Annotated in this window: 17 protein-coding genes and 1 tRNA gene; 17 read left to right on the top strand and 1 reads right to left on the bottom strand. The window is 71.2% G+C overall.

Going from position 1 to position 19,560, the window contains the following annotated elements; all coding sequences use genetic code 11:
• Window positions 1-61 precede the first annotated feature (61 nt).
• From B9S58_RS24955 to B9S58_RS24965, 4 genes are all read left to right on the top strand, one after another.
• The gene (locus B9S58_RS24955; protein WP_181009445.1) at window positions 62-1,480 is read left to right on the top strand and encodes an N-6 DNA methylase; all 1,419 of its coding nucleotides are present in this window, start codon (window positions 62-64) and stop codon (window positions 1,478-1,480) included.
• Window positions 1,477-2,778 (top strand): hypothetical protein, encoded by a 1,302-nt coding sequence (locus B9S58_RS38175; protein ID WP_181009446.1) that lies wholly within the window; start codon window positions 1,477-1,479, stop codon window positions 2,776-2,778. Before B9S58_RS24955 ends, B9S58_RS38175 begins: the two co-directional genes overlap by 4 nt.
• Before the next feature lie 363 nt (window positions 2,779-3,141).
• Window positions 3,142-3,465 (top strand): hypothetical protein, encoded by a 324-nt coding sequence (locus B9S58_RS24960; protein ID WP_103534307.1) that lies wholly within the window; start codon window positions 3,142-3,144, stop codon window positions 3,463-3,465.
• 267 nt (window positions 3,466-3,732) lie between these two features.
• Window positions 3,733-4,296 (top strand): hypothetical protein, encoded by a 564-nt coding sequence (locus B9S58_RS24965; protein WP_103534308.1) that lies wholly within the window; start codon window positions 3,733-3,735, stop codon window positions 4,294-4,296.
• Window positions 4,297-4,431: 135 nt separating this feature from the next.
• Here B9S58_RS24965 and B9S58_RS24970 read toward each other — a convergent pair.
• A tRNA-Arg gene (locus B9S58_RS24970) sits at window positions 4,432-4,503 on the bottom strand.
• A gap of 211 nt (window positions 4,504-4,714) precedes the next feature.
• Between B9S58_RS24970 and B9S58_RS24975 the strand changes: the two genes are divergently transcribed.
• The 13 genes from B9S58_RS24975 (at window position 4,715) to B9S58_RS25035 (ending at window position 19,557) form a co-directional block, all read left to right on the top strand.
• Entirely contained in the window at window positions 4,715-5,128 is a 414-nt protein-coding gene (locus B9S58_RS24975) for a response regulator (RefSeq protein ID WP_103534309.1), read from the top strand.
• 192 nt (window positions 5,129-5,320) lie between these two features.
• Window positions 5,321-6,445: an ArgS-related anticodon-binding protein NrtL gene (gene nrtL, locus B9S58_RS24980; RefSeq protein WP_103534310.1), complete on the top strand. Its 1,125-nt coding sequence runs from the start codon at window positions 5,321-5,323 to the stop codon at window positions 6,443-6,445.
• Window positions 6,446-6,478: 33 nt separating this feature from the next.
• The gene (lysA, locus tag B9S58_RS24985) at window positions 6,479-7,870 is read left to right on the top strand and encodes a diaminopimelate decarboxylase (protein ID WP_103534311.1); all 1,392 of its coding nucleotides are present in this window, start codon (window positions 6,479-6,481) and stop codon (window positions 7,868-7,870) included.
• Between the two features lie 299 nt (window positions 7,871-8,169).
• On the top strand, window positions 8,170-9,459 hold the full coding sequence (locus B9S58_RS24990; protein WP_103534336.1) for a homoserine dehydrogenase: 1,290 nt from the start codon (window positions 8,170-8,172) through the stop codon (window positions 9,457-9,459).
• 7 nt (window positions 9,460-9,466) lie between these two features.
• Window positions 9,467-10,537 carry a threonine synthase gene (thrC, locus tag B9S58_RS24995; protein WP_103534312.1) on the top strand — a complete coding sequence of 357 codons (1,071 nt, stop codon included), beginning with the start codon at window positions 9,467-9,469 and terminating at the stop codon, window positions 10,535-10,537.
• A 388-nt stretch (window positions 10,538-10,925) separates the two neighbouring features.
• On the top strand, window positions 10,926-11,843 hold the full coding sequence (gene thrB / locus B9S58_RS25000) for a homoserine kinase (protein ID WP_103534313.1): 918 nt from the start codon (window positions 10,926-10,928) through the stop codon (window positions 11,841-11,843).
• A gap of 389 nt (window positions 11,844-12,232) precedes the next feature.
• Window positions 12,233-14,263 (top strand): transcription termination factor Rho, encoded by a 2,031-nt coding sequence (gene rho, locus B9S58_RS25005; RefSeq protein WP_103534314.1) that lies wholly within the window; start codon window positions 12,233-12,235, stop codon window positions 14,261-14,263.
• Between the two features lie 324 nt (window positions 14,264-14,587).
• Complete coding sequence (locus B9S58_RS25010) at window positions 14,588-15,691, top strand: LCP family protein (RefSeq protein ID WP_103534315.1); 1,104 nt, start codon at window positions 14,588-14,590, stop codon at window positions 15,689-15,691.
• A 181-nt stretch (window positions 15,692-15,872) separates the two neighbouring features.
• Window positions 15,873-16,097 carry a 50S ribosomal protein L31 gene (gene rpmE / locus B9S58_RS25015; RefSeq protein ID WP_018958997.1) on the top strand — a complete coding sequence of 75 codons (225 nt, stop codon included), beginning with the start codon at window positions 15,873-15,875 and terminating at the stop codon, window positions 16,095-16,097.
• A gap of 153 nt (window positions 16,098-16,250) precedes the next feature.
• Window positions 16,251-17,327 (top strand): peptide chain release factor 1, encoded by a 1,077-nt coding sequence (gene prfA, locus B9S58_RS25020; RefSeq protein WP_103534316.1) that lies wholly within the window; start codon window positions 16,251-16,253, stop codon window positions 17,325-17,327.
• Between the two features lie 46 nt (window positions 17,328-17,373).
• Window positions 17,374-18,219: a peptide chain release factor N(5)-glutamine methyltransferase gene (gene prmC, locus B9S58_RS25025; protein ID WP_103534317.1), complete on the top strand. Its 846-nt coding sequence runs from the start codon at window positions 17,374-17,376 to the stop codon at window positions 18,217-18,219.
• A gap of 52 nt (window positions 18,220-18,271) precedes the next feature.
• Complete coding sequence (locus tag B9S58_RS25030; RefSeq protein WP_006127582.1) at window positions 18,272-18,919, top strand: L-threonylcarbamoyladenylate synthase; 648 nt, start codon at window positions 18,272-18,274, stop codon at window positions 18,917-18,919.
• Window positions 18,916-19,557: a protein-tyrosine-phosphatase gene (locus B9S58_RS25035; protein WP_103534318.1), complete on the top strand. Its 642-nt coding sequence runs from the start codon at window positions 18,916-18,918 to the stop codon at window positions 19,555-19,557. The genes B9S58_RS25030 and B9S58_RS25035 overlap by 4 nt, the downstream gene beginning before the upstream one ends.
• The last annotated feature ends 3 nt before the right edge of the window (window positions 19,558-19,560 follow it).

Raw genomic sequence — 19,560 nt, forward strand, 5'->3', positions numbered from 1 at the left:
AGGCATGATGGGGCGGACCCGGCACACGTACGTGGGTGGCACGAGAGGACAGGAGCCGAAGGTGGAGAAAGCGTCGAATGTGCCGCTGTCGCGTGCGCTGGACGCTGTGCGCGGCGCGTTGACCCAACCGGATGCCGTTCACTTCGTCATGCTGCTGGCCCTCCTGCGCCACGAGGCGCAGCGCGACGACTTGATGGAGACGTCGCAGGCGGAGCACGCCTGGAGCGGAGTTCTGGGCCGGGGCCTGTGGATGCGGGACGGACGCGATGTCGTGTCGGAGGTCATGCGCGGCCTGGGGGAGTGGCAGGCGCACCACAGGGAACTGCGGGACCTGCCGCCTGACCTCACGGACGTTCGGGGGGCCGATCTGGAGCCGCTCGTCCACTGCGTGTCCACGGCTCAGGACCTGGCGACGTTGTTCGAGGACTGCCTGGAACACGTCCAGAGGTCGGCCAAGGGAGGGGACTACTACACCCCCATGGACCTGGCCGGACTGGTGTCCGGCCTGATGGAACCTCGTCCGGGCGAGAGCGTCTACGACCCGGCATGCGGCTCCGGCGGCTTCTTGCTCAAGGCCGATGAGTACGCGCGTACGCGGGGCGGGCAGCCCGGCGATACGGCTCTGTACGGACAGGACTCCAACCGGGCAGCGCTGGAAACGGCTGCGATCAACCTCACGGTGCACGGCGTTCCGAGCTCTCTGCACGGCCCGGCGTCCAGCCTGACCGAGGGCGGGTTCCAGGACCTGACCTTCGACGTGGTCCTCGCCAACCCGCCCTTCAACCAGACCGCGTGGTCCCAGCAGGGCCGGGAGATCCATCCCGACTGGCGTTACGGGGTCCCGCCGGCAGGAAACGGGAACTTCGCCTGGGCGCAGCACGTGGTGAGCAGGATGTCGCCCAAGGGGCCCGGCCGCGGAGCCTTGCTTCTGCCCACCGCCGCTGCCTCCACCACACGGTCCGCGGAACTCCAGATCCGTGCAAACCTCATCGAGAACGATGCCCTCAGCTGCGTGATCGAGCTTCCTGCGGGTCTACTCCCGCACGTACGTAACCCGGTGACGCTGTGGCTCTTCAACAGCAGCAAGAAAGGCGGCATGCCCTGGGGAGCGAGCGACCGGTCCGGGCACACCCTGCTGATCGACGCCAGCGATACCGCGGTCAAGGTCGCGCGCGGACGCCGGATTCTGCCGGACGACGCCAGAAGCCGCATCACGGCCACCTTCGCATCCTGGCGCGGTGCGCAGGACGAGGAGCCCTACGAGGACGTGCCCAGCTGGTGCAGATCGCTGTCGATCGAGGAGATCGCCGCTCAGGACTACGACGTTCTGCCTTCCCGCCGTGTCGGCGCGCCCGTAGTGGAGGCTGGCCACGGCGATGACAAGGAGCGGGTGGGCGACTTGACCCAGGAGCTGTACGGCCTCTTCGACATGTCCCACCGGCTGGAGGCCGAGCTGCGCGATCTTCTGGAGCAGTGGTGAGCCCGGACCCCCTGGAGGAGCGCCTGAGCCGACTGCCCCGAGGCTGGCGAGCAGCCCCCCTGGAGCGGCTGCCATGGGTTCAGGACATCCGCTACGGCATCACCCGGCCCGGTGCGCACGAGGACGACGGCGTAGGGATGGTCCGAGCCTCCGACATCCAGGAGGGCCGACTCCTCAGCGAGGAACCGAGGAGGATCAGTCCCCTCACCCACAAGGCGAATGCCCGCAGCGAGGTGAGGGTGGGGGATGTACTCATCGTGCTCGTGGGGAGAGTTGGTGAGACAGCTCTGGTGACCGAGGCGCACGAAGGATGGAACGTGGCCCGTACGGTCGCACTGGTGCGCACGACGGGTCCGGACCAGGCAGCCTGGCTCAGACTGTGGCTGAGGTCGTCGTACGTCCGGGCCTGGTGCGACAGGCACGTCAGAGGCTCTACGCTGCAACGCACTCTCAACCTGAAGGACCTGCGCGGGCTCCCCGTGCCGCTGCCGCCCGCAGGAGCCGAGGCGGCACTTCTCCGGACGGTGAAGGCAGCAGAGGGAAAGATGTCGGTGAACAGGCGTATCGCGGAATGCGCCATGTCGCTGAGCGACGCGCTGTTCGCCGTCGAGGCGCGGAACAGGGGAGCCTGGCCCGAACGATCCTTTGGCGCGGTGACGCACTTGCGCATGGGGCAAGTGGCGCGCCCCCGTGAGGGTGCCTCTTCCCCAACAGGGGTGCTCCCGAAAGACGGTGTGCCTTTCCTCGCGCCTGCGGACGTGCTGCGCAAGGGCCTTCCGTACGTCTCGCGGACAGAGGCCTGGCTGGTATCCCCTGACGGGGACTCCGTGTGCGCTCCCCAGTCCCTTCTCCTCGCGACCAGGGAGGACGGCGTGCATGCTGTCCTGAACGAGGTGCCGGTAGTGCCCGGGCGAGGCGTGCTGGCCCTGCATACCGAGACGTTGGCCGACACGTACTGGCTCCTGCACGAAGTCCGATCCCGAAGCAGGGAGCTCACCGCTGCGGCCCAAGGGCCGGGGGGGCGCGAACTGAGCCGCAACGCGTTGGCTTCCTCTGTACTCCATTGGCCCCCGTCTTCCATGCGTGAGCGGTTCGCACAGGTCGTCGGCAGGCTCCACATGCGCGCGAGAGAGGCTCACGCGGAGAACGCGGTTCTCAGTAGGTTGCCGGACGGCCTCTTGGACAATTTCCTCGACGGAGCGGCTGTTGACGAGGGCGGGGGGAGTGCCCGGCGCCACTCCCCATGGCCCACGCCGGGGCCGCCCGGCGCCTGCGTGCCCAGATCGGCGTACACCTGACCCTGGGGAAGTGTGGGCGCAGCGTGTGAAGCCAGGCCAGTGTGACCACGGTCTTCTCCACCCCGCCCAGCCCGCTCACCGCCGCCAGTGTGGGATGCCCGTCCTCCGTCGCCGGCACCGGTGCACTTCCAGGTCGGCGGCACCTCCTCCCGCGCACGGCTCCGGACACACGGATGCGCAGACACTCTCGGACTGGACGACCTGGGGCATGCCGTCGGTATGGGCAATTCGTACGGGTGGCTGTACGAGTCACGCACACCACCCCGCGTCTTTCACAGGTTCTCCGCCCTCCGAACCGCCCCCTGTGACACCGTGGATCAACTGATGACCCGGGTGTCCGGGCATCCGCGAAGGGGGACCTTGATGCGACTTCGTACCGCCGCGGCCTCGGCCGTGCTCGTCCTGTGCGCCACGGCGGGCGCGGCGGCCTGTTCGTCCTCGCCGGACGCCGCGGACGCCACCCGGCCCGCCGCCCCCACCGCGCCGGCTCCCGTGGAAGGCCTGGCGGGGAACATCGAGACGGGCGAGCGCCAGGCGGGCCCGCCCGAGTTGAACGGGCAGAGCGTGGCCGGTCCCGCGAAGTGCGCGACCTCCGCCTCCGAGATCCCGGCGGCCTGCGCCCTCGACCTCACGTTCGCCGACGTCACGGAGGGGGAGCGGGCCGCGGAGCCGCCCACTCTGCCGTAGCGCCCGGCCCGCGAACGAGTGGGAGCGACGCAACTGGAGGGCGGCACGCCATCGGCGTGCCGCCCTCCAGTTCTGTGTCCCGCCCCGGCTTCGGCGTTCCTGCCCGCTCTCCGGCGCACGGGCGACGCAGGTCACCAGGGGCACCACGGGGCCCATGCGTCACAGGAGCCCCTTCCGTCCGTCACAGCGATCTCTTAGTCTCACATCCTGTTCACATGTGACAACTGATGACCTCGCTACAGAGGTCAGGCGCGGGGGTAAGGAAGCATGCGTGGAAACTGGCGCTCGAAGTTGAGCGTTCTCGTCGGTGCGTCGGCACTTGCGTTCTCGGCCGTCACCGCGACGCCGGCGCTGGCCGACGACGCACCGGAGGCCCCCCTCGAAGTGCAGGTGCCCGCGGACGTGGAGATCGTCGAGGGCATCGCCCCGGAACCCGGGACCGAGGTCCCCTTCCCGGTGGGCGGGACGGAGACGACGGGAACGGCGGACGCGGTGGCATCCGCGATGGCCGCTCCGCCCTCGAACACGTGCCTGGGCGCGACCGCCGCCTACGGCTCCAGCGGGTGCTTCCAGCACAACGGCGACATCGTCTGGGCGGGCGACACGAAGAAGGACGGCATGTCGGCGGCCATCGGTGTCTATACCGACTACGGCCGAGCCGAGGCGGTCTGCATCAACAAGCTCGGCGTGAACACCTGGGCGACCTGCAACAAGGACTACCGCGAGACCGGCAACGTACGCCTGCGGGTTCTGCGGTACGACGGCGACACCGGCAAGTTCTACCAGCCCGAGGCCTGGTCCGGCTGGATCCCGGTCGACGGCGAGTACTGACCCGACCTCCTCGGAGGGCGAGCCGGACCACACTCCGACTCCGCTCGCCCTCACGAGGGTGCGGAACGCACGAGGGCGTGGCGCACACGAAAAAACCGGACCAGCCTCTGCTGGTCCGGTTCTTCAATCCGGAAGTGCCCCCGGCAGGATTCGAACCTGCGCACCCGGCTCCGGAGGCCGATGCTCTATCCCCTGAGCTACGGGGGCGTATCGCGGTGCTGCTCTGCGACGGGTGAAACACTACCAGCTCCCACGGGGTGTCCGTGAACAGGTATTCCGCCGTGGCTCCGCGCCCCTTCCTCCCGGCCGGGAGGCCCGTGCGACCGGTGTCCACCCGTCCGGGGCGGAAGTGGACAAAACTCGGACGCCGCCCCTCCCGCCGACCTACTCTCGAAGGGTGTCAGGGGCGTACGGCCGCGTGCTTGTTGTCGACGACAACAAGGTCATCCGGCAGCTGATCAGGGTCAATCTCGAGCTGGAGGGCTTCGAGGTCGTGACCGCGGCCGATGGCGTCGAGTGCCTGGACCTGGTCGAGCGGGTCCGCCCCGACGCCATCACCCTCGATGTCGTGATGCCCCGGCTGGACGGTCTGGAGACCGCCACCCGCCTGCGCGCCGATCCCCGCACCCGCGGCCTTCCCATCGCCGTCATCAGCGCCTGTACGCCCTACGAGGTCGACGCGGGCGTGGCGGCCGGGGTCGACGCGTTTCTGGCGAAGCCGTTCGAGCCGAGCGAGCTGGTGCGGATCATGCGCCGACTGGTGACGGGGGAGGAAGAGCCCTCGGTGGACGGGCGGCACGGCGCCGGGCGGGCGGGGAGCACCGCCGGCTGACCGGGGCGTCGAAGCCGGGGCCCTGGCGGCCACGGCGGGCCCCGGCCGGTCAGGGCGGTGGAACGTGGCCCCGGCCGGTCAGGGCGGTGGAACGTGGCCCCGGCCGGTCAGGGCGGTGGAACGTGGGCCCCGGCCGACCGGATGGCGAAACCGGGTCGCGAAGTGCCCCCCTCTCTCGCCTACGCTTGACCCGTGACCCCCGCCGACCTCTCCCGGACCGTGCTGCACGCCGTGCGCCGCGCGGTCGACGAGGATGCGTTGCGCGCACCCGTGCCCGCGCGCGTGCGAGTGGAGAGGACACGGCCCGGCGGTAGCGGGGACTACGCCTGTGCCGTCGCGCTCCAGCTCGCCGGGCCCGCCGCGCTGCCCGCCCTGGAGGTCGCCCGCATCCTGCGGGAACGCGTCGCCGCCGAGCCCGGCGTCGGGCGGGTCGAGATCACCGGGCCGGGGTTCCTGAGCTTCACGCTCGACGCCCCGGCCGAGGGCGACCGGGCCGTGCTCGACGCCGTACGGGAACAGGGCCTCGCGTACGGGCACGGGGACGCGCTCCGGGACGAGGTCCTCCAGCTCCACCACGCGCGGGAGGTGCGCGCCGCCGTCACCGCCCATGCCGTGCGCCGGCTCGTCATCTCCCAGGGCGCCCGGGCCCGGATCAGCTGCGAGGAGGCGCCCGACCCGGACTGGGCCCGCCTCGGCGTCACCGTCGACACGCACGGGACGCCCCCCGTGCCGCACACCGGCATCCGGCCCGTCCCCGCCGCGGCCACCGCGGGGGAGCTGCTGGAGCGGCTCGGGCCCGACGCGGCCCTCTGGGGGCTCCTGCGGCCCGCCGGGCACGACCGCGCCGCCCTCGGACCCGAACTGCTCGTCCAGGGTGAGACCAACCCGCTCTTCCGGGTGCGCTACGCCCACGCCAGGACCCGTGCCCTCACCCGCGGGGCCGCCCTCCTCGGCTTCACCGCCGAGCCCGCCCCGTACGGCGGAAGCCACGCCGAGCCCGCCCCGCACGCCGAAGACCACGCCGAGGGCCAAGCCCCGTACGACCGCGCCGCCCGCCCCCTCCTCGACCTCATCGCCGACCACCCCGGCGTCCTGCTCGCCGGAGCTCGTCACCGCGCGCCCGACCGGGTCGCCCGGCAGCTGGAAGCCGTCGCGCACGCGTTCTTCGACTTCCACGACTCCTGCCCGTCCCTGCCCGCCGGTGACGAGAAACCCTCGGCCGCCCACCGCTCCCGGCTGGCTCTCGCCGAAGCCGCCGGGACGGTGCTGGCAGGCGGCCTGTCCCTCCTCGGCATCCGTGCGCCCGAACACCTCTGACGCGATCAGAAGAGACCCGAGAGAACCATCACGATGAGCCGCTCCGCACACCCCGCAGGACCCCGCCACGCCGACGTCTTCACCGAGGGCCATTACTCCGCGCCCGCCGCCGACCTCAACGTCCTCGACGAGAAGGTCTGGTCGCGTACCGTCACCCGCGACGCGGACGGCGCCCTCACCGTCGGCGGGATCGCCGTCGCCCGGCTCGCGGAGGAGTTCGGCACGCCTGCCTACTTCCTCGACGAGAGCGACTTCCGGGCCCGCTGCCGCGCCTGGGCGGATGCCTTCGGGCCGGACGCCGACGTCTTCTACGCCGGGAAGGCCTTCCTCTCCCGTGCCGTGGTGCGCTGGCTCAAGGAGGAGGGGCTGAATCTCGACGTCTGTTCCGGTGGTGAGCTGACCACCGCACTGGACGCCGGGATGCCCGCCGAGCGCATCGCCTTCCACGGCAACAACAAGACCGTCGCCGAGATCGAGCGGGCCGTCGAGGCCGGCGTCGGGCGGATCGTGCTCGACTCCTTCCAGGAGATCGTCCGCGTCGCCCACATCGCCCAGCGGCACGGCGTCCGCCAGCGCGTGCAGATCCGCGTCACCGTCGGCGTCGAGGCCCACACCCACGAGTTCATCGCCACCGCGCACGAGGACCAGAAGTTCGGGATCGCGCTCGCCGACGGGCAGGCCGCCGAGGCCGTGCGCCGCGCGCTCGCCCTCGACGGGCTCGAACTCATCGGCGTCCACTCGCACATCGGCTCGCAGATCTTCGACATGGCCGGCTTCGAGGTCTCCGCCCGGCGCGTGGTGCAGCTGCTCGCCGAGATCCGCGACGAGCACGGCGTCGAGCTGCCCGAGATCGACCTCGGCGGCGGTCTCGGTATCGCGTACACCTCCGAGGACGACCCCCGCGAACCGCACGAGATCGCCAAGGCGCTCAGCGACATCGTCACCCGCGAATGCGAGTCGGCGAAGCTGCGCACCCCCCGTATCTCCGTCGAGCCGGGGCGGGCCATCGTCGGACCCACCGCGTTCACGCTGTACGAGGTCGGCACGATCAAGCCCCTGGAGGGGCTGCGGACGTACGTCAGCGTCGACGGCGGCATGTCGGACAACATCCGCACCGCGCTGTACGACGCCGAGTACAGCGTCGCGCTCGTCTCCCGCACCTCGGACGCCGAACCCATGCTCGTCCGGGTCGTCGGCAAGCACTGCGAGAGCGGCGACATCGTGGTCAAGGACGCGTTCCTGCCCGCCGACCTGGCCCCCGGCGATCTGATCGCCGTCCCCGCCACCGGCGCGTACTGCCGTTCCATGGCGAGCAACTACAACCACGCACTGCGCCCGCCGGTCGTCGCGGTCCGCGACGGAGAGGCGCGCGTCATCGTCCGGCGCGAGACGGAGGAAGATCTCCTGCGCCTCGATGTCGGCTGATGAAATAGTCATCTCAGGATCCGGACGGGGGTCAGGAACTCCCGTCCGGTGAGTGAGACTGGTCCACACATGAGCATGACCCTCCGGCGATTGGGGGGTGGGAGAAGAAGCGGGGCTGGGTGCGTGCAGCTGCAAGGCGGAGGATTGAGGCATGGCAGAGCCATGGTGATTGACGACAACGCCGGAGGGGGCCCCTCCCTGCTCGAGCGAAGCCGAGAGCTTGGGGGAGTGCGTGCCCAGCCCCGTGACGCCGCCCCCCAATCGCCGGAGGGTCTAGGTATGAGAAACGAGGTCGGATGATGCGTACGCGTCCGCTGAAGGTGGCGCTGCTGGGCTGTGGAGTGGTCGGCTCAGAGGTGGCGCGCATCATGACGACGCACGCCGACGACCTCGCGGCGCGCATCGGCGCGCCCGTCGAGCTCGCCGGTGTGGCCGTCCGCCGGCCCTCGAAGGTGCGTGAGGGCATCGACCCCGCACTGGTCACCACCGACGCGACCGCGCTCGTGCGGCGCGGCGACATCGACATCGTCATCGAGGTCATCGGGGGCATCGAGCCGGCCCGTGCGCTCATCACCACCGCCTTCGAGAACGGTGCGAGCGTCGTCTCCGCGAACAAGGCGCTGCTCGCCGAGGACGGCGCCTCCCTGCACGCCGCCGCCGAGAAGTACGGCCGCGATCTGTATTACGAGGCCGCCGTCGCCGGGGCGATCCCGCTGGTGCGGCCGCTGCGCGAGTCGCTCGCCGGGGACAAGGTCAACCGGGTGCTCGGCATCGTCAACGGCACGACCAACTTCATCCTCGACAAGATGGACACCAGCGGCGCCGGCTACTCCGAGGCGCTCGACGAGGCCACCGCCCTCGGGTACGCCGAGGCCGACCCGACCGCCGACGTCGAGGGCTTCGACGCCGCCGCGAAGGCCGCGATCCTCGCCGGGATCGCCTTCCACACCCGCGTCAAGATCGGCGACGTGCACCGCGAGGGCATCACCGAGGTCACCGCCGCCGACATCGCCTCCGCCCGCCGGATGGGCTGCACGGTCAAACTGCTGGCCATCTGCGAGCGCGCCGCCGACGGCGCCTCCGTCACCGCCCGCGTGCACCCCGCGATGATCCCGCTCAGCCACCCGCTGGCCTCGGTCCGCGAGGCGTACAACGCGGTCTTCATCGAGGCCGACGCCGCGGGCCAGCTCATGTTCTACGGTCCCGGCGCCGGCGGTTCGCCGACCGCCTCGGCGGTCCTCGGCGACCTCGTCGCGGTCTGCCGCAACAAACTGGGCGAGGCCACCGGTCCCGGTGAGTCCGCCTACACCCGCCTGCCGGTCAGCCCCATGGGCGAGGTCGTCACGCGGTACCACATCAGCCTCGACGTGGCCGACAAGCCGGGCGTCCTCGCCCAGGTCGCGACGGTCTTCGCCGAGCAGGGCGTATCCATCGATACGGTCCGCCAGCAGGGAAAGGACGGCGAGGCCTCCCTCGTCGTCGTCACCCACCGCGCGCCCGACGCCGCCCTCTCCGGGACCGTCGAAGCGCTGCGCAAGCTCGACACCGTGCGCGGTGTCGCCAGCATCATGCGTGTTGAAGGGGAGTAAAGGACCCATGACCAGCAAGGGCACCCACCAGTGGCGCGGCATCATCGAGGAGTACCGGGACCGGCTTCCGGTCACAGCTACGACGCCCGTCGTCACGCTTCGTGAGGGCGGTACGCCGCTCGTTCCGGCGCAGGTCCTCTCCGAGCGCACGGGCTGCGAGGTGCACCTCAAGGTCGAGGGCGCCAATCCCACCGGTTCGTTCAAGGACCGCGGTATGACCATGGCCATCACCCGGGCCAAGGAGGAGGGGGCGAAGGCCGTCATCTGCGCCTCCACCGGCAACACCTCGGCCTCCGCCGCGGCGTACGCGGTGCGCGCGGGCATGGTCTGCGCCGTCCTCGTACCGCAGGGCAAGATCGCGCTCGGCAAGATGGGCCAGGCGCTCGTGCACGGCGCCACGATCCTCCAGGTCGACGGCAACTTCGACGACTGCCTGACCCTGGCCCGCTCGCTCTCGGACAACTACCCGGTGGCGCTGGTCAATTCGGTCAATCCGGTCCGTATCGAGGGTCAGAAGACCGCCGCGTTCGAGATCGTCGACGCGCTCGGCGACGCCCCCGACATCCACGTCCTGCCGGTCGGCAACGCGGGCAACATCACCGCGTACTGGAAGGGGTACACCGAGTACGCCGGTGACGGCGTCTCGACCCGCTCCCCGCGCATGTGGGGCTTCCAGGCCTCCGGCTCGGCGCCCATCGTGCGCGGCGAGGTCGTCAAGGACCCGTCCACCATCGCCACCGCGATCCGCATCGGCAACCCGGCCTCCTGGGACTACGCGCTCGCCGCGCGCGACGAGTCGGGCGGCTTCATCGACGAGGTGACGGACCGGCAGATCCTGTCCGCGTACCGGCTGCTGGCCTCCCAGGAGGGCGTCTTCGTGGAGCCCGCGTCGGCCGCGTCCGTCGCCGGCCTGCTCAAGGCCGCCGAGGAGGGCAGGGTCGACCCCGGCCAGCGCATCGTCTGCACGGTCACCGGCAACGGCCTCAAGGACCCCGACTGGGCCGTCGCGGGCGCCCCGCAGCCGGTCACGGTCCCGGTCGACGCGGCCACCGCCGCCGAGAAGCTCGGACTCGTCTGATCCGGCCCCGGGCCGGCCGCGGCCGACCCGGGGCAACCGCGACAACCCGGCCCAACCAGCCCTTTTCCGGGGCGGAGAGCGCATGCGAGGCGGGCGACACGCATCGTGCGCCTCCTGTGCGCCCTATGTCGCCACAGAACCTTCCTTCGATAAGCTGTACCCCATCCGCCCGGCATCCGCCCGCCGGACCGCCAGGCCTGCGGTCCCCGTCGTGGCCGTCGGGCAGGCCGCCGGATTCCCGCACCGTTTCGGAGCCCTCCGCACAGCCGCGACCCCCACTGCCATGACCCCCGCCGTTCGCACCCGCCCATAGCCCCGCCCTCACGCCCCGCCGCCGCAGAGCCACCCGCACTGCATCCCCGCCGCCTTACAAGGAGTGGTCCGACCGATGGCCGGTCCCGCGTTCCGAGCCGCCGCCGTCAGGGTGCGCGTCCCCGCAACCAGCGCCAACCTGGGCCCGGGTTTCGACGCCCTGGGCCTCTCGCTGGGGCTGTACGACGACGTCGTCGTCCGGGTCGCCGACTCCGGGCTGCACATCGACATCGCAGGTGAGGGCAGCCAGACGCTGCCCCGCGACGAGAGCCACCTGCTCGTGCGCTCCCTGCGCACCGCGTTCGACCTGCTCGGCGGCCAGCCCCGCGGGCTGGAGATCGTCTGCGCCAACCGCATCCCGCACGGCCGCGGCCTCGGCTCCTCCTCCGCCGCCATCTGCGCCGGAATCGTCGCCGCCCGCGCCGTGACGACCGGCGGCGACGCCCGCCTCGACGACGCGGCCCTGCTGGAGCTGGCGACCGAGATCGAGGGGCACCCCGACAATGTCGCGGCCTGTCTGCTCGGCGGCTTCACGCTCGCCTGGATGGACGGCGGCGCGGCCCGGGCGATCAGGATGGATCCCGCCGACTCCGTCGTCCCGGTGGTCTTCGTCCCCGGACGCCCGGTGCTCACCGAGACGGCGCGCGGCCTGCTCCCGCGCACCGTCCCGCACGTCGACGCGGCCCTCAACGCCGGCCGGGCGGCCCTGCTCGTCGAGGCCCTGACCCGTCGGCCCGAGCTGCTGCTCGCCGCCACCGAGGACCGGATCCACCAGGAATACCGGGGTCCCGCCATGCCGGAGAGCGTGGAACTGGTCAACCGTCTGCGCGCCGACGGTGTGCCCGCGGTCATCTCCGGCGCGGGGCCCACGGTCCTCGCGCTGACGGAGGAAGGCTCGGCCGACAAGGTCGCCCGACTGGCGGGGGAGGGCTGGGCGGCGAACCGGCTGGCCCTCGACGCGACGGGCGCCAGTGTGCTGCCGCTGGCCGCGTAACCGCATGTGATTACCGGTGAGCGAGAGGGGGAATGTTTGTTGGAGCCGGTAGTGTTAACCTCAAGTCTGCAACCGACGTCTTTGAGGCGCGTTGCTTCGTGTCCCCCTCCGGGACCACCATTCTTCCGGGAGCCTCCCCAACTGCCTGAGCAGCCTGCCTGAGCAGTTTCGAGCACGCTCCGGAACCGGCACGACACCCCTCGCTGGTCCAGGAGTGGGCCGAGCAGGGGGATCTCGCGCCGGACCCCGTACGTTCATCTCTCCGCCGTACCCGGCGGACCACCGCCCCGGCAAGGTCCGCGATCCAGCAAGATCAACAGACCGCAGTCGGACAGCACAACCGGTCGCCGAGCCAGAAGGCCGACGTCCGCTCCAGGGAAGGACCCTTCGTGAGCGACACCACCGATCTGATGGGCGTCACTGCCGACAAGAACGTCGACAGCGCCGCGCCCGCCGAAGGTGCTGCCACTGGCACCACCGCACGGCGCCGCCGCTCCGGCACCGGCCTCGAGGGCATGGTCCTGGCCGAGCTGCAGCAGGTCGCGTCCGGCCTCGGCATCAGGGGCACCGCGCGGATGCGCAAGAGCCAGCTGATCGAGGTCATCAAGGAGGCGCAGGCGGGCGGCGGATCCGCCGCCCCCAAGACCTCCTCCAAGGCCGCCGAGGCCCCCGCCGAGGCGGAGAGCAAGCCGAAGCGCCGCGCGACCTCCAAGGCGCGCACCGGGGACGAGGGCGCCGCTGCCGCCGCCGAGAAGGACACGGCCGCCCAGCAGCAGATCGACATCCCCGGACAGCCGGCCAGCGACGACCAGCCCGCGGGCGAGCGTCGTCGCCGCCGTGCGACCGCGCAGGCGGGCAGCCCGGACACCAAGACCGAGGTCAAGGCCAAGGCGGAGCCCCAGGCCGAGCAGAAGACCGAGGAGCGGGGCGAGCCGAAGGGCGACGCCAAGGCCGAGGCCGCCGCCGACACGGCCGAGGGCCGTCGCGGCGACCGTCAGGGCCGGGGTGAGCGTGGCGACCGCGGTGAGCGTGGCGACCGCCGCGAGCGTCAGCGCGACCGCCGGGGCAAGGGCGACGACCAGGGCCAGCAGGGCGGCGGCGGGCAGCGCCCGCAGCGCCAGGGCCAGGGTCAGGGCCAGCAGAACCGTGACAACGGTCCGCAGGACGACTTCGACGACGAGGCGGGCGGCCGTCGCGGCCGTCGCGGCCGCTACCGGGACCGCCGGGGCCGTCGCGGGCGCGACGACTTCGCGAGCGACGTGCAGGTGGCCGACGACGACGTCCTGATCCCCGTCGCGGGCATCCTGGACATCCTCGACAACTACGCGTTCATCCGGACCTCCGGCTACCTGCCGGGCCCGAACGACGTGTACGTCTCGCTCGCCCAGGTCCGCAAGAACGGCCTGCGCAAGGGTGACCACGTCACCGGTGCGGTGCGTCAGCCCAAGGACGGCGAGCGGCGCGAGAAGTTCAACGCGCTGGTCCGCCTCGACTCGGTCAACGGCATGGCCCCCGAGTCCGGCCGCGGCCGGCCCGAGTTCCAGAAGCTGACCCCGCTCTACCCGCAGGACCGGCTCCGTCTGGAGACCGACTCCAACATCCTGACGACGCGGATCATCGACCTGGTGGCCCCGATCGGCAAGGGGCAGCGCGGGCTCATCGTGGCCCCGCCGAAGACCGGCAAGACCATGATCCTGCAGGCCATCGCCAACGCGATCACGGTCAACAGCCCCGAGTGCCACCTGATGGTCGTCCTCGTCGACGAGCGTCCGGAAGAGGTCACCGACATGCAGCGGTCGGTGAAGGGCGAGGTCATCTCCTCGACCTTCGACCGCCCCGCCGAGGACCACACCACCGTCGCCGAGCTGGCCATCGAGCGCGCCAAGCGCCTCGTCGAGCTGGGTCACGACGTGGTCGTCCTGCTCGACTCGATCACCCGCCTGGGCCGCGCGTACAACCTCGCGGCGCCGGCCTCCGGCCGCATCCTCTCCGGTGGTGTCGACTCGACCGCGCTGTACCCCCCGAAGCGCTTCTTCGGCGCCGCGCGCAACATCGAGGACGGCGGCTCGCTGACCATCCTGGCCACCGCGCTCGTCGAGACCGGCTCGCGCATGGACGAGGTGATCTTCGAGGAGTTCAAGGGCACCGGCAACATGGAGCTCAAGCTCGACCGGAAGCTCTCGGACAAGCGCATCTTCCCGGCGGTGGACGTCGACGCGTCCTCCACCCGTAAGGAGGAGATCCTGCTCGGCACCGACGAGCTGGCGGTCGTCTGGAAGCTGCGCCGGGTGCTGCACGCGCTCGACCAGCAGCAGGCGATCGAGCTCCTCCTGGACCGGATGAAGAAGACCCAGTCCAACGCGGAGTTCCTGCTCCAGATCCAGAAGACGACGCCGGGCAGCGGAAACGGCAACGACTGACGTTCGTCCGGCAGTTGAGCGCGAAGGCCTCCGTCACTCCGGTGACGGAGGCCTTCGCGCGTCCGCCGGCCCGGCCCGAGACCTTTGCCACACGGTGGACCGCCCGACGGCGCTCCGGCCGGGGCCGGCGGTGGCCGGGAAACCGCAGGTGGACGCCGGATCACCGGCCTGCCGCCGGCCCGTGCACCGCGCCTGCCGTCCGAGCCGGGCACACAGGCCCCTGTGCAACCCTTCTTGCTGCTCCGTCGTCTGATCAAGAGATGACAAACCCTCCCGGAACCATGGCTCCGGGGGCGCGGAGCAACAGGAGCGACGAGGAGACGCGTGAGCGAGCAGAGCAGGAGCACGGGCCGCATACGTGGCACCGGCAGCCGACGGCGGAAGCCCTCGGGCCGGCACCGTGCCAAGGTCGTCGCGGCCTGGACGGTGGCGGGCGTCGTGGTCGTCGGCGGGGCCGGACTCGGATACGCGTACATGGCGCTCGACGGCAACCTCTCCAGCATCGACATCGACGCCAAGCTCGGCGCCGACCGTCCCGACGACGTGGACGACGGCTCGCAGGACATCCTGGTGCTGGGTTCCGACTCGCGCTCCGGTGACAACGGGAAGTACGGCGTCGACGAGGGCGCGGCCCGCTCCGACACCGCGATGGTCGTGCACGTCGACAAGGGTCACAAGTCCGCGAGTGTCGTCTCGATACCGCGCGACACCCTGATAGACCGCCCCGCCTGCGAGAGCGACACGACGGGCGATCCCGTCGGCGCCGCGCACCGGGCGATGTTCAACACCGCCTACGAGGTCGGCGGGCCCGCCTGCGCGGTGAAGACCGTCGAGTCGATGTCCGGCATCCGCATGGACCACTACCTGGAAGTCGACTTCACCGGCTTCAAGGAGCTCATCGACGAACTCGGCGGTGTCGAGATCACCACGAAGGCCGCGATCGACGACTCCAAGAGCCACCTGGACCTGGAGCCGGGCACCCACACCCTGAACGGCGAGCAGTCCCTCGGCCTCGTCCGTACCCGCAAGAGCGTCGGCGACGGCAGCGACCTGGGACGCATCCAGCTCCAGCAGGCGTTCATCAAGGCGCTGATGGAGCAGGCGAAGAGCGTCGGGGTGTTCTCCAGCCCCAAGAGGCTGTTCGGCCTCGCGGACGCCGCCACCAAGGCCGTCACCACCGATTCCGGGCTCGGCTCGGTCAAGAAGCTCACCGGGTTCGCGGGCGGCCTCAAGGGGCTGAACGCGAAGAACATCCACATGGTGACCCTGCCCGTGGAGTACGATCCGGCCGACCCGAACCGGGTCCTGCCCCAGGAGAAGGCCGGCCGCCAGGTCTGGGCCGCCCTCCAGAACGACCGGCCGATCCCCGCCTCCGCCACCGAGGAGTCGGCCGGCGACAAGGGCGACGCCGCGAAGGTCGTCGAGTAGCCCCGACGGCGCACGGAACCGGGCGGTCACGCCGTGTGCGCGGAGCGTTCGGGGAATACCTGTGCTCCGCCCCCGGTTTTGGGAGATACGGCCGGTCCTGGCAGACTGGTACGTCGGCCCCGGTTCACGGCCGCGCAATCCGCGCGGACGACCCGGCGCCCTCCCGAAACTAGGAGACACCTTGAAGCGCGACATCCACCCCGAGTACGTCGAGACGCAGGTCAGCTGCACCTGCGGTGCGTCGTTCACCACCCGGAGCACCATCGACAGCGGCAACATCCGCGCCGACGTCTGCTCCGAGTGCCACCCGTTCTACACGGGCAAGCAGAAGATCCTCGACACCGGCGGCCGCGTGGCCCGCTTCGAGGCCCGCTTCGGCAAGGCTGCCGGCTCCGCCAGCAAGTAGCGAGCCACAGCGCCGGTTCTCGGCGCCCTCTTCCCGGGGGCGTCGGAACCGGCGTTTTTTCCGGTCGGGTGTCCGGGGGAGCCCTCCGGACACCCCACCCGGCAATACGCCCTCCAGCAGGCCCGCAGACGCAGAGCAACCAGGAGCCCCCGAATGTTCGAGGCGGTCGAGGAACTGATCGGTGAACACGCCGGTCTCGAAGAGCAGCTCGCCGACCCGTCGGTCCACGCCGACCAGGCCAACGCGCGCAAGCTGAACAAGCGCTACGCGGAGCTGACCCCGATCGTCTCCACGTACCGGGCCTGGAAGCAGACCGGCGAGGACATCGGGACCGCGCGCGAGTTCGCCGCGGACGACCCCGACTTCGCCGCCGAGGTCAAGGACCTGGAGAAGCAGCGCGAAGAGCTCACCGAGAAGCTCCGCCTCCTCCTCGTCCCGCGCGACCCCAGCGACGACAAGGACGTGCTCCTGGAGATCAAGGCGGGCGCCGGCGGCGACGAGTCCGCCCTGTTCGCGGGCGACCTGCTGCGCATGTACCTGCGCTACGCCGAGCGCATCGGCTGGAAGACCGAGATCATCGACTCCACCGAGTCCGAGCTCGGCGGCTACAAGGACGTCCAGGTCGCCGTGAAGACCAAGGGCGGCAACGGCGCCACCGAGCCCGGCCAGGGTGTCTGGGCCCGGATGAAGTACGAGGGCGGCGTGCACCGCGTGCAGCGGGTGCCCTCCACCGAGTCCCAGGGCCGTATCCACACCTCCGCCGCGGGCGTGCTCGTCACTCCCGAGGCCGAGGAGGTCGACGTCGAGATCCACGCCAACGATCTCCGTATCGACGTCTACCGCTCCTCGGGCCCCGGCGGGCAGTCCGTCAACACGACCGACTCGGCCGTCCGCATCACGCACCTGCCGACCGGCGTCGTCGCCTCCTGCCAGAATGAGAAGAGCCAGCTCCAGAACAAGGAGCAGGCCATGCGCATCCTGCGCTCCCGGCTGCTGGCCGCCGCCCAGGAGGCCGCCGAGCAGGAAGCCTCCGACGTACGCCGCAGCCAGGTCCGTACCGTCGACCGCTCCGAGAAGATCCGGACGTACAACTTCCCGGAAAACCGCATCTCCGACCACCGCGTCGGCTTCAAGGCGTACAACTTGGACCAGGTGCTCGACGGAGAGCTCGACTCCGTCATCCAGGCATGCGTCGACGCCGACTCCGCCGCCAAGCTCGCCAACGCGTAAGCGACCTGCCCGCCCCGCACGCCCGTAACCCGTACGGAGAACCGCGATGAACCTGCTGCTCGCCGAGGTGGCCCAGGCCACCCAGCGGCTGGCCGACGCCGGTGTCCCCTCACCGCGATTCGACGCCGAGGAACTCGCGGCCTTCGTCCACGGAGTGAAGCGGGGCGCGCTGCACACGGTGCCCGACACGGACTTCGACGCCCGGTACTGGGAGACGATCGCCCGCCGCGAGGCCCGCGAACCCCTCCAGCACATCACCGGCCGCGCCTTCTTCCGCTACCTGGAGCTCCAGGTCGGACCCGGTGTCTTCGTGCCCCGCCCGGAGACCGAGTCCGTCGTCGGCTGGGCCATAGACGCCGTGCGCGCGATGGACGTCGTCGAGCCCGTCGTCGTCGACCTGTGCACCGGATCGGGCGCCATCGCGCTCGCCATCGCGCAGGAGGTCCCCCGCTCCAAGGTGCACGCCGTGGAGCTGTCCGAGGACGCCCTCAGGTGGACCCGGAAGAACGCCGAGGGTTCCAGGGTCACCGTGCACAGGGGAGACGCCCTGAGCGCCCTTCCCGAGCTCGACGGCCAGGTCGACCTGGTGATCTCCAACCCGCCGTACATCCCGCTCACCGAGTGGGAGTACGTCGCCCCCGAGGCCCGTGACCACGACCCGGAGATGGCCCTGTTCTCCGGCGAGGACGGCCTCGACCTCATCCGCGGCATCGAACGCACCGCCCACCGCCTGCTGCGCCCCGGCGGCCTCGTCGTCATCGAGCACGCCGACACCCAGGGCGGCCAGGTGCCGTGGATCTTCACCGAGGAGCGGGGCTGGGCGGACGCCGCCGACCACCCCGACCTGAACAAGCGGCCCCGGTTCGCCACCGCCCGCAGGGCCATGCCGTGACCGGCCCCCGGCACCACCACCCGTACCCGTACCCGCTCCAGGAGGCCGGCTGATGGCTCGGCGATACGACTGCAACGACGCCACCGACCGGACCACGGGCCTGCGCGAGGCCGCATCGGCCGTCCGCCGGGGCGAACTGGTCGTGCTGCCCACCGACACCGTGTACGGGATCGGTGCGGACGCCTTCACCTCGGAGGCCGTCGCGGACCTGCTGGACGCCAAGGGCCGGGGCCGCAACATGCCCACCCCCGTCCTCATCGGCTCGCCGAACACCCTGCACGGCCTGGTCACCGACTTCTCGGAGGAGGCCTGGGAGCTCGTCGACGCCTTCTGGCCCGGCGCCCTCACCCTCGTCGCCCGGCACCAGCCCTCCCTCCAGTGGGACCTCGGCGACACCCGGGGCACCGTCGCCATCCGGATGCCGCTGCACCCGGTCGCCATCGAGCTGCTGACCGAGGTCGGCCCGATGGCCGTCTCCAGCGCCAACCTCACCGGACACCCCGCACCGGAGGACTGCGACGCCGCCCAGGGCATGCTCGGCGACTCCGTCTCCGTCTACCTCGACGGCGGCCCGACGCCCGGCATCGTGCCGTCCTCGATCGTCGACGTCACCGGCGCCACCCCGGTCCTGCTGCGCGCCGGCGCCCTCTCCGCGGAGGAGCTGCGCAAGGTGGTCCCCGACCTCGAGGTGGCCAATTGACCGCCCCCGAGGGGCGTGGCATAGCGGGGCGGACCGACACCTTCCGCATCCTCCACGTCAGCACCGGCAACGTCTGCCGCTCACCGATCACCGAGCGGCTGACCCGCCATGCCCTGGTGGACCGCCTCGGCGACCCGCTCAGCGGCGGCCTGATCGTGGAGAGCGCGGGCACCTGGGGCCATGAAGGCGCGCCCATGGAGGCCAACGCCGAGGTCGTCCTCGCCGACTTCGGCGCGGACGCCACCGGCTTCGTCGGCCGGGAGCTCCTCGACGAGCACGTGATCCGCGCCGACCTGGTCCTCACCGCCACCCGCGACCACCGCGCCCAGGTCATCTCCATGGGTCACTCCGCGGGCCTGCGCACGTTCACGCTCAAGGAGTTCACCCGACTGGTGCGGGCCATAGACCCGGCCACCCTGCCCGACCCGCGCGACGAGGGCGTCGTCGAGCGCGCCCGTGCCCTGGTGCGCGCCGCCGCCGCGCTGCGCGGCTGGCTGCTGGCCCCGACCGCCGAGGCGGACGAGGTCTACGACCCCTACGGCGCTCCCGTCACCTTCTTCCGCTCCATCGGCGACGAGATCAACCAGGCCCTCGACCCGGTCGTCACCGCGCTCACCGGCGTACGCGCTCCGAGCTGAGCG

This window comes from Streptomyces sp. SM11 (assembly GCF_002910905.1).
Taxonomy (GTDB): Bacteria; Actinomycetota; Actinomycetes; order Streptomycetales; family Streptomycetaceae; genus Streptomyces.

Excerpts from the sequence above, each read along its gene's own strand:
- B9S58_RS24960 (WP_103534307.1), top strand. The coding sequence starts at position 3,142 with ATGCGACTTCGTACCGCCGCGGCCTCGGCCGTGCTCGTCCTGTGCGCC.
- B9S58_RS24965 (WP_103534308.1), top strand. The coding sequence starts at position 3,733 with ATGCGTGGAAACTGGCGCTCGAAGTTGAGCGTTCTCGTCGGTGCGTCG.
- lysA (WP_103534311.1), top strand. The coding sequence starts at position 6,479 with ATGAGCCGCTCCGCACACCCCGCAGGACCCCGCCACGCCGACGTCTTC.
- B9S58_RS24990 (WP_103534336.1), top strand. The coding sequence starts at position 8,170 with ATGCGTACGCGTCCGCTGAAGGTGGCGCTGCTGGGCTGTGGAGTGGTC.
- thrC (WP_103534312.1), top strand. The coding sequence starts at position 9,467 with ATGACCAGCAAGGGCACCCACCAGTGGCGCGGCATCATCGAGGAGTAC.
- thrB (WP_103534313.1), top strand. The coding sequence starts at position 10,926 with ATGGCCGGTCCCGCGTTCCGAGCCGCCGCCGTCAGGGTGCGCGTCCCC.
- prfA (WP_103534316.1), top strand. The coding sequence starts at position 16,251 with ATGTTCGAGGCGGTCGAGGAACTGATCGGTGAACACGCCGGTCTCGAA.
- prmC (WP_103534317.1), top strand. The coding sequence starts at position 17,374 with ATGAACCTGCTGCTCGCCGAGGTGGCCCAGGCCACCCAGCGGCTGGCC.
- B9S58_RS25030 (WP_006127582.1), top strand. The coding sequence starts at position 18,272 with ATGGCTCGGCGATACGACTGCAACGACGCCACCGACCGGACCACGGGC.